Genomic DNA, 8,380 nt, shown 5'->3' on the forward strand with positions numbered 1-8,380 from the left:
CCAAGGCGGTCGACGGCGGCTTCGTGCTCAACGGCGCCAAGATGTGGATCACCAACTCGCCGATCGCCGACGTCGCCCTGGTCTGGGCCAAGCTCGAAGGCGAGATCCGCTGCTTCATGGTGGACAGCGGCTCGGAGGGCTTCACGACGCCGAAGATCCTCAACAAGCTTTCCCTGCGCGCCTCGGTCACCGGCGAGATCGCGCTGGCCGACGTGTTCGTGCCGGACGACCAGATGCTGCCCAACGTCTCGGGCCTGCGCGGGCCGTTCTCGTGCCTGAACAAGGCCCGCTACGGCATCGCCTGGGGCGCCATGGGCGCGGCCGAGTTCTGCCTGCACGCCAGCCGCGAATACACCCTGAGCCGCAAGGTGTTCGGCAAGCCCCTGGCCGCCCGCCAGCTGGTGCAGAAGAAGCTCGCCGACATGCAGACCGAGATCGCCCTGGGCTTCGAAGGCGCATTGGCGCTCGGCCTGCTGATCGACGAAGGCGCGTGGGTTCCGGAGGCCATCAGCCTGATGAAGCGCAACAATTGCGGCAAGGCGCTGGCCATCGCCCGCGAGGCCCGCGACATCCACGGCGGCAACGGCATCAGCGGCGAGTACCACGTGATGCGCCACGCCGCGAACCTGGAGACGGTCAACACCTACGAAGGCGCCCACGACGTCCACGCGCTGATCCTCGGCCGCGCGATCACCGGCGAAAACGCCTTCTAACCGCGACGACGAGCCGCCCCGCTCGACCAACGTTACGTTTACGAGTGGGCGTTAGTGTCTCCGCCGCACCGGGGGGACCGAACGCCCATGGCCCGAAAAAGCGCGTCAGGCGCGGCCAATAAAGCTGAGATGATCCGCTGGTTGTTCGAGAACAACAGCGATCTGATGCAGGTCATCGGCGCCGATGGCCGCGTCAAGCTCGTCAACGCCGCCTGGAAACCGCAAACCGGCTGGGAAGAGCGCGAAGTCGTGGGCGAGCGCGCTCTCGACTTCCTGCACCCGGACGACATCGAGGTGGTCCGCGACGGCATCCGTGCGCTCGCCCCTGGGGAGGTCGCCGAGAACCCGATGCGCGTGAAGCGCAAGGACGGCGAATGGGCCTGGTTCGCCTCCCGCACCCAGAAAATGCCCAACGGCGAGCTCATCGTCACCCTGCGCGACGCCACCGAGGAGCGCGCCAGGGCCGAGGAGCTGGAGGAGACCCGCCGCACGCGCCGCATGCTCAGCGAAGCCGCCGGCATCGGCGCCTGGGTGTTCGAGCCGCGGGAGAACCGCATCGAGTGGTCGCGGGACCTGCTGTTCCTCACCGGCTATGCGCCGGAAGACATCCAGACGCCCGACCAGTTCTACGCTTTTGTGCACCCGGCGGACCGCAAGCGGATGCAGGAACGGATGGGCCGGGCGGTGGTCACCGGCGAAGGCAGTTCGCTGGAGCATCGCCTGAAGGTTAACGGCCGCTGGACCTCCTGGCGCTCCACCTTCCGCACCGAGCCGCGCCCGGGCGGCGTGTTCGCGCTGCGCGGCATCTCCGAGAACATCACCGAGCTCGCCAACGCCCGCGACCTCGCCCGCCGCGGCGAGCTGAAGATGAAGCGCGCCGAGCGCGAGGCCCAGGCCAGCGCCCAGCGCCTGGCTGTCGCCCTGGAGGCCGCCGAGGCCGGGGTCTACGAGATCGACCATGTGTCGAAGACCTTCTGGGCCTCGCCCGAGTTCGTGAAGATCACCGGCCAGGGCGAGGCCAGCTACCACGAGGCGACGCAGCTGCGCTTCCCGGGCTTCCACCCGGACGACCTCACCCACGTGCGCGAATCCTTCCGTTCGCTGCACACCGGCGCCAGCGACTCCGGCGCCTTCGACGCGCGGATCGTGCGCCCGGACGGCGAGACCCGCTGGATCCGGGTCTCGCATCACCTCAAAGTCGGCCGTGGCGGCCGCTGGCTGAAGGCCGTCGGCCTGATCCAGGACTTCGACGCCCGCAAGCGCCAGGAGATCGCCCTGCTGGAGGCCCAGCAGGCGGCGGAAGCCGCCGGCGAGGCCAAGTCGGCCTTCCTGGCCAACATGAGCCACGAGATCCGCACGCCGATGAACGGTGTCCTCGGCGTGCTGCACCTTCTCAAGACCGAGAAGCTCTCCGAGGACGGCCGGCACATGCTGGAGGAGGCGCTGTCCTGCGGCCAGATGCTGTCCGAGCTGCTCAACGACGTGATCGACTTCTCGAAGATCGAGGCCGGGCGCCTGGAGCTCGCCTCCGAGCCGATCGATCCCAGGAGCCTGCTGGACGGCGTCGTACGCCTGCTCAGGCCGCCGGCCGACGGCAAGGGCCTGATCCTGCGGCTCGACGCGGACCCCAGCCTGGGCTGGGTGCGGTCCGACCCCGTGCGCCTGCGCCAGGCGCTGTTCAACCTCGTGGGCAACGCGGTGAAGTTCACCGAGCGCGGCTCGGTCACCGTGCGCTGCAGGAGCCCGCGCCCCGGCTTCCTGCGCTTCGAGGTGATCGACACAGGGGTCGGCATCCCCGCCGAGGCGCAGGACCGCATCTTCCAGCGCTTCGACCAGGGCGACGCCTCGACCACGCGCAAGTTCGGCGGCTCGGGCCTGGGCCTCGCCATCACCCAGAAGCTCGCCGAGATGATGTCCGGCGCGGTGGGTTTCACCTCGGAGGAGGGCGTGGGCTCGACCTTCTGGCTTGAGCTCGAGGCGCCGCCGGCGGAGGCCGCGGCCGAAGCCTGCGAGAGCCTGGACCCGCTGCTCGAAGGCTTGCGCGTTCTGGTCGTCGAGGACAACGCCACTAACCGGATGATCGCGACCAAGCTCCTGGAAAGCCTGGGCGCCGAGGTTTCCACCGCCGCTGACGGCTACCTCGGCGTCGAGGCCGCCTCGCAGGGCGATTTCCACCTGATCCTTATGGACGTGCAGATGCCTGGCATCGACGGCCTGGAGGCCGCCCGCCGGATCCGCGCGCTCGGCGGCGCGGCGGCGCGGACCCCGATCGTCGCGCTGACCGCCAACGTGCTGGCCCACCAGCGCCAGGCCTACCTGGACGCCGGCATGGACGGCGTGGTCGGCAAGCCCATCTCCCCCGGCGTCCTGCTCCGCGAAATCGCTCGCCTCAGCGCACCGGCCGAACCCACTAACGAGACGGCTGCGGCCTAAAGCGCGCGAGCCTTCCACCGCCTTGCGAACGGGTGCTACTCCTTCGCCTCCAAAATCGGGGAAGGAAGACGGCATGGCGGATATCGCCGCGGACGGGATCGAGGCGCCGGCCAAGCGGGTCGGCCTGCGTACGGTCGTCGCCGCCTCCGCCGCCGGGACCACCTTCGAGTGGTACGACTTCTTCGTCTTCGGCAGCCTGACCCAGGTCATCTCCAAGACCTTCTTCTCCGGCCTGAACGAGACGGCGGGCTATATCGCGGCGCTGGCGCTGTTCGGCGCGGGCTTCGCCTTCCGGCCGATCGGGGCGCTGGTGTTCGGCCGTATCGGCGACCGGGTGGGCCGCAAGGGCGCCTTCCTGGTCACCGTGGTGCTGATGGGCGGAGCGACCGTCCTCATCGGCGTCCTGCCGAGCTACGCCGCCGCCGGGGTGATCTCGCCGATCCTGCTGCTGCTGATGCGGATCGTGCAGGGCTTCGCGCTCGGCGGGGAATATGGCGGCGCCGCGATCTACGTCGCCGAGCACGCGCCGCCCGACGCGCGCGGCCGCTCGACCAGCTGGGTGCAGACCTCGGCCGCCTTCGGCCTCTTCGCAGCCCTGCTGGTGATCCTCGTGACCCGCCTTGCGCTGGGCAAGGCCTTCGGGCCCGCGGCCTTCGACGCCTGGGGCTGGCGCATCCCGTTCCTGTTCTCGGCCGGCCTGCTGGCGGTCTCGATCTACATGCGCCTGAAGCTCTCCGAGAGCCCGGCCTTCGCCGCCATGAAGGCCGAGGGCGGCGGCTCGGCCGCGCCCTACGCCGAGGCGTTCGGCCAGTGGAAGAACCTGAAGACCGTGCTCCTGGCCCTGGTCGCGATCATGTTCGCGCAAGGCGCCGTCTGGTACACCGCCTTCTTCTACGTGCAGACCTTCATGGAGAAGTTCCTGAAGGTCGATCCGCCGATCATCAACGGCCTGATGATGGCCGCCACCGCCGTCAGCGCGGTGGGCTACGTGGTCTTCGGCTGGCTCTCCGACAAGATCGGCCGCAAGCCGGTGATGCTGTTCGGCATGACCCTGATGCTGGCCGCCTACTTCCCCGGCTTCCACATGCTGGCCAGGACCCTGAACCCGGCGCTCGCCGAGGCGACCGCCCGCAGCCCCGCCACGGTGATCGCCGATCCGGCCGACTGCGCCCTGCAGTTCGATCCCGTCGGCAAGGCCGCCTTCACGTCCTCCTGCGACATCGCCAAGAGCGCGCTCGCCAACGCCGGGGTCTCCTACGTCAACCAGGCCGGCGCGCCCGGCCAGCCGGCCATGGTGCGGGTCGGCATGGCGACCATCCCCTCGCTCGACGCCCGCGGCCTGCCCAAGGACGTCGCCAAGGCGGTCAAGGCCAGCGTCGAAGGCAAGATCAAGGAGGGCCTCGCCCGCGCCGGCTATCCCGCCAAGGCCGACCCCAAGCGGATGAACCTGCCCGGGGCCTTCGCGGTGATGCTGGTCTTCGTGATCGCCGCCACCGCCCTCTTCGGCCCGATCGCCGCCTGCCTGGTGGAGCTGTTTCCGACGCGCATCCGCTACACGGCCATGTCGCTGCCCTACCACATCGGAACCGGCTGGGTCGGCGGCTTCGTGCCCTTCACCGCCTTCGCCATCGTCGCCGCCGTGGGCAACATCTATTCCGGCCTCTGGTACCCCTTCGCGTTCACGGCGATCTCGGTGGTGACCTGCCTGCTGCTGGTTCCCGAGACCAAGGGGCGTTCGCTGAACAGCTAAGGTGCGGCGCCGACTCTGATCGTCCCGCTGGCCGTGTCGGGGTGCAGTTCGCCCATGAAGCTGTAGGCCCCCGGCTTAAGGGGCCCGACGACGAAGCTGACCTTGCCGTTGGGGGTGACGTCCTTCTCCACATGCAGGTCCTCGCTGTCGAATTCCTCGCTGGCGGCGTCGCGGTTGACCAGGTTGATCCGGATGCGCTGCCCGGCGGGCGCCTCCACCACCTCGGGCGTGAAGCGGTGATCCTTGAGTGTCAGCGTCACCTCATGGATGTCCGGCGCCGGTGCAGCCACGCCGTCGCCGGACGCCAGCAGCAGCACGCTCCCGGCGGCGATCGAAACCCATCCCAATGAAGTCACCACGCTTCCTCCCGTAACGATGCAATTGACAATCGTTCTCATCTCTTTATGCAACTTATTCTCAATTGCAAAGGGGGACTGGGGATGCGGGGCAGGGGCTTGGTCAGGGCGGCGACCCTGGCGCTGGCGCTCGGATGGACCGGCCTCGCCCGGGCCGAACCGGGTCTCGCCAACAAGGTCTACAGTCCCTACGTCAGGAAGGGCGTCACGGAGGTCGAAGTCCGCGCCGGCCGGCTGACCGGCGGACCGCTGGACGGCGAGCAGGCCGCGGTGGTGGAACTGGAGCACGGCGTCAGCGATCGCCTCAGCCTGGCCGTCCTTGCGGAATTCGAGCAGCACGCCGGAGAGGAAAGGAAGCTCGACGCGCTCGCCGTGGAGGGGGTTGCCTACCTCGGGCAGATCCCGCGGGTCGGCGTCGATGTCGGCGGTTATCTCGAGTACGAGCAGCGCATCCACAACGAGTCCGGTGTCCTCGAGGGCAAGCTGCTGCTCGCGAAGCGCTCGGGACCGTTCGAGGGCCTGTTGAACCTGATCGCCAGCAAGCCGCTCACCGACCGCCCTGGCGAGGGCGACACGGAGTTCGGCTACGCCGCCCAGGGAACCTGGGACGTCGGCCGCAACGTGCGACTGGGCGGCCAGGCGTTCGGTGGCCTCGGGACAGACCGCAGCTTCGGCGGACGCCAGGCCCACTACCTGGGCCCGGTCGCGCGATGGGAAGTCCGGCCGGCCTGGCTGAAGGGCGGCGAACTGGAGTTCGAAGGCGCCTACCTCATCCCCGTAGGCGCCGCGCGCGACGAGACGGACGGCCAGGTCCGCTTCGCCGTGGAATACGAGCGGCGGTTCTGAGCTAGGCTGCAGACTCAATCATTCGAGCCTCCAACCCTGTCCTCCCGGCCGCAGCGAAGCGGAGAGCCGGGACCCAGGAGACTGGCAACTGATGAATTGAGCGGTTTGAAACCTCCCATGAGCGGAGGTTGCGAAGGCCGGCAGGGGATGGAAACCCGTCCTTCGCTCGAAAACATCAACGCCGCGACCGCTATCGCTATACCGGCGCGAAGACCTTGAAGACCGCCACGCGCCTGTCCGGATCGACGCGCATCACGGCGGCGACCCACTGATCCGCCCACATCAGGCGATAGATGCTGACGTCCTGCCCGTCGACTTGCAGGCTCTGGAGCCGTTCGAACGCGATCGGCGCGCCAAGAGGCCCCAGGCTGTCGCGATAGTCCGCGACCGCGGTCGGCGTGAAATACACGTTCGCATCCGCCGTCAGCAGGCTGCGATCCAGCTTCCCGCCGGCGAGCTGATCAAACATCTTGTGCGCGAGCGCGAGGTCCTGCGGCCGCACCGCCGCGTCGATCGTGGGCCGGTCGCGCCGGGGATTGCGTTTCGGCGGCGCCGGCAGACCCAGGATCAGGTGCTCGATCTGGTCGGCGATGTCGTCCTGGGCGCCGCCGAAGTCGCCGTTCACCGTCACCACCACGGCCGCGCCGTCGTCGGGATAAATGCGGTTCTCGGTCAGGAAACCTTCCTCCGAACCCGGATGCTTGACGCGCCGATGCCCCGCGACCTGGTCCACGAATACGCCCAGGCCATAGGGCGCGGTCTTGCCGCCGGGCAGCGGGACCGCCGTCTGCTGCTCGGCATAGGTCTTCGCCGACAGCAGGCTGTGGTGAAGGACGCCGATGTCCCACTTGGCGAGATCCGTGGCGCTCATCGACAGGCCGCCGTCTCCGAACCCCCAGCCGGCGCCCACGACGAGCGCGGGGCGAAGCGGGCCCAGCGCGTATCGCGTGTAGCCCTGGGCGTCCTTCGCCGGCTGTCCCGTGACCTCGGTCGCCGAGGTCATGCCCAGCGGCGCGAAGATCCGCGTCTTCAGGAAGGCCGCCAAGGGCTGGCCGCTGACCCGCTCCACGATCAGGCCGGCGATGGTGTAGTCGGTATTGCTGTAGCTCCAGCTCGATCCCGGCGGGAAATCCAGCGGCTGCGTCGCCCACCGGTCGGCGATGGCCTGCGGTGAGATCGCCTGTCTGCCCTCGATGGACAGGAACTCGCTGTGGAAGAAGCCCTGATAGCCGGCCGTGTGCGACAGGACCTGGCGCACAGTGATCCGTTTGGCCTCCGTCAGTTCCGGCATCCAGCGGTCGACCGTATCGTCCAGCGAGAGCTTGCCCTCATCGACCAGCATGAGCAGCGCCGTGGCCGTCATCTGCTTCGAGACAGACGCGATGTTGTATCCCGCTCCCGTCGTCGCCGGCCGGTCAGGCGAGACCGCGCGGCGCCCATAGGCCTTCGCAAACACGATCTGGCCGCCCCGCACGACGGCGACGGAGGCGCTGGGCACGCCGCGCTGGCTCAAAAAGCCCTCGACGCCCGCGTCGATGCCGGCAACCTCCGCCGCCGTGAAGGACTGGGCCTGAGCCGTTGTGGAGCCGGCGAGCATCGCCGCGATCACCAGACCTGCGAATTTCCACATGCTCGCCTCCCGTGATTTACAGCTCGCCTTACACCTGTAATCTAATCTGGAAATTACAAAGGTAAACCCCAGATGTTTTCCGATTGCCGGCGACACGACTGGAAGCTCCGCTGGCGGCAACCCGCTCGGCCTACGTCCGTCATGGGTCGTAAACCGCCCTCATCGTCCCGCCGGGAAGCGGACCTTCCCGGGTTCACCTCGGAACCGGCAGCGGCCTTCTCGACATCTTAAGCTGCTGATATTTCTAAACTATAGTTGAGTTTCCAGCCCAGGGCCCAACCCCGCCCTACCCCGCGATCGGCAGCACCTCGGTCTCCACGCCGGCGGCGTCGAGGGCGGCCCGCTCGGTGCGCCAGCCGGCGCCGACGATCAGGCGCGCCACCCGAAGCCCCTGCCCCGCCAGCTCAGCCAGCCGTTCGGGGGCCTGCGGGCCGGCGCGCTCGGCGTCTCGGCGGGCGAGCGCCAGCACCTCGGCATGGGCGCCCGTGTCGCACACCAGGATGTCGGCGGCGGACAGCGCGCGCGCCGCCCGCAGCGTCAGGAGGTCGGCCGGTCCGCGGGCGTCGATGAACTGCACCATGCCCGCGCCGGGCTGGTCTCGCGTCAGGGCCGCGCGCAGCAGCCGCACGGCCGCATCCCGCTCGCCGCGCAT

The 8,380-nt window shown here is 68.9% G+C and carries 7 protein-coding genes; 4 read left to right on the plus strand and 3 right to left on the minus strand.

The features are described 5' to 3' along the window. From JWP28_RS17035 to JWP28_RS17045, 3 genes are all read left to right on the plus strand, one after another. Positions 1 to 713 (plus strand): acyl-CoA dehydrogenase family protein (locus tag JWP28_RS17035; RefSeq protein WP_299544782.1); only part of this gene is annotated, 713 nt, incomplete at its 5' end. Between the two features lie 129 nt (positions 714 to 842). Further along, entirely contained in the window at positions 843 to 3,146 is a 2,304-nt protein-coding gene (locus JWP28_RS17040) for a PAS domain-containing protein (protein ID WP_299544783.1), read from the plus strand. A gap of 73 nt (positions 3,147 to 3,219) precedes the next feature. Then, positions 3,220 to 4,896, plus strand: a complete 1,677-nt coding sequence (locus JWP28_RS17045; protein ID WP_299544786.1) for an MFS transporter — start codon at positions 3,220 to 3,222, stop codon at positions 4,894 to 4,896. Here JWP28_RS17045 and JWP28_RS17050 read toward each other — a convergent pair. Further along, complete coding sequence (locus JWP28_RS17050; RefSeq protein ID WP_299544788.1) at positions 4,893 to 5,252, minus strand: cupredoxin domain-containing protein; 360 nt, start codon at positions 5,250 to 5,252, stop codon at positions 4,893 to 4,895. The genes JWP28_RS17045 and JWP28_RS17050 overlap by 4 nt on opposite strands. 84 nt (positions 5,253 to 5,336) lie before the next feature. Between JWP28_RS17050 and JWP28_RS17055 the strand changes: the two genes are divergently transcribed. After that, positions 5,337 to 6,098 (plus strand): hypothetical protein, encoded by a 762-nt coding sequence (locus JWP28_RS17055; protein ID WP_299544790.1) that lies wholly within the window; start codon positions 5,337 to 5,339, stop codon positions 6,096 to 6,098. 196 nt (positions 6,099 to 6,294) lie between these two features. Here JWP28_RS17055 and JWP28_RS17060 read toward each other — a convergent pair whose 3' ends face one another. Together JWP28_RS17060 and JWP28_RS17065 are read right to left on the minus strand one after the other, a co-directional pair. Then, complete coding sequence (locus tag JWP28_RS17060; protein ID WP_299544791.1) at positions 6,295 to 7,848, minus strand: serine hydrolase domain-containing protein; 1,554 nt, start codon at positions 7,846 to 7,848, stop codon at positions 6,295 to 6,297. 166 nt (positions 7,849 to 8,014) lie between these two features. Further along, positions 8,015 to 8,380: SAM-dependent methyltransferase (locus tag JWP28_RS17065; protein WP_299544793.1), on the minus strand; the 366-nt coding region annotated here is incomplete at its 5' end.

Origin of the sequence: Phenylobacterium sp., from assembly GCF_028290885.1 — a bacterium.
Lineage (GTDB): Bacteria > Pseudomonadota > Alphaproteobacteria > Caulobacterales > Caulobacteraceae > Phenylobacterium.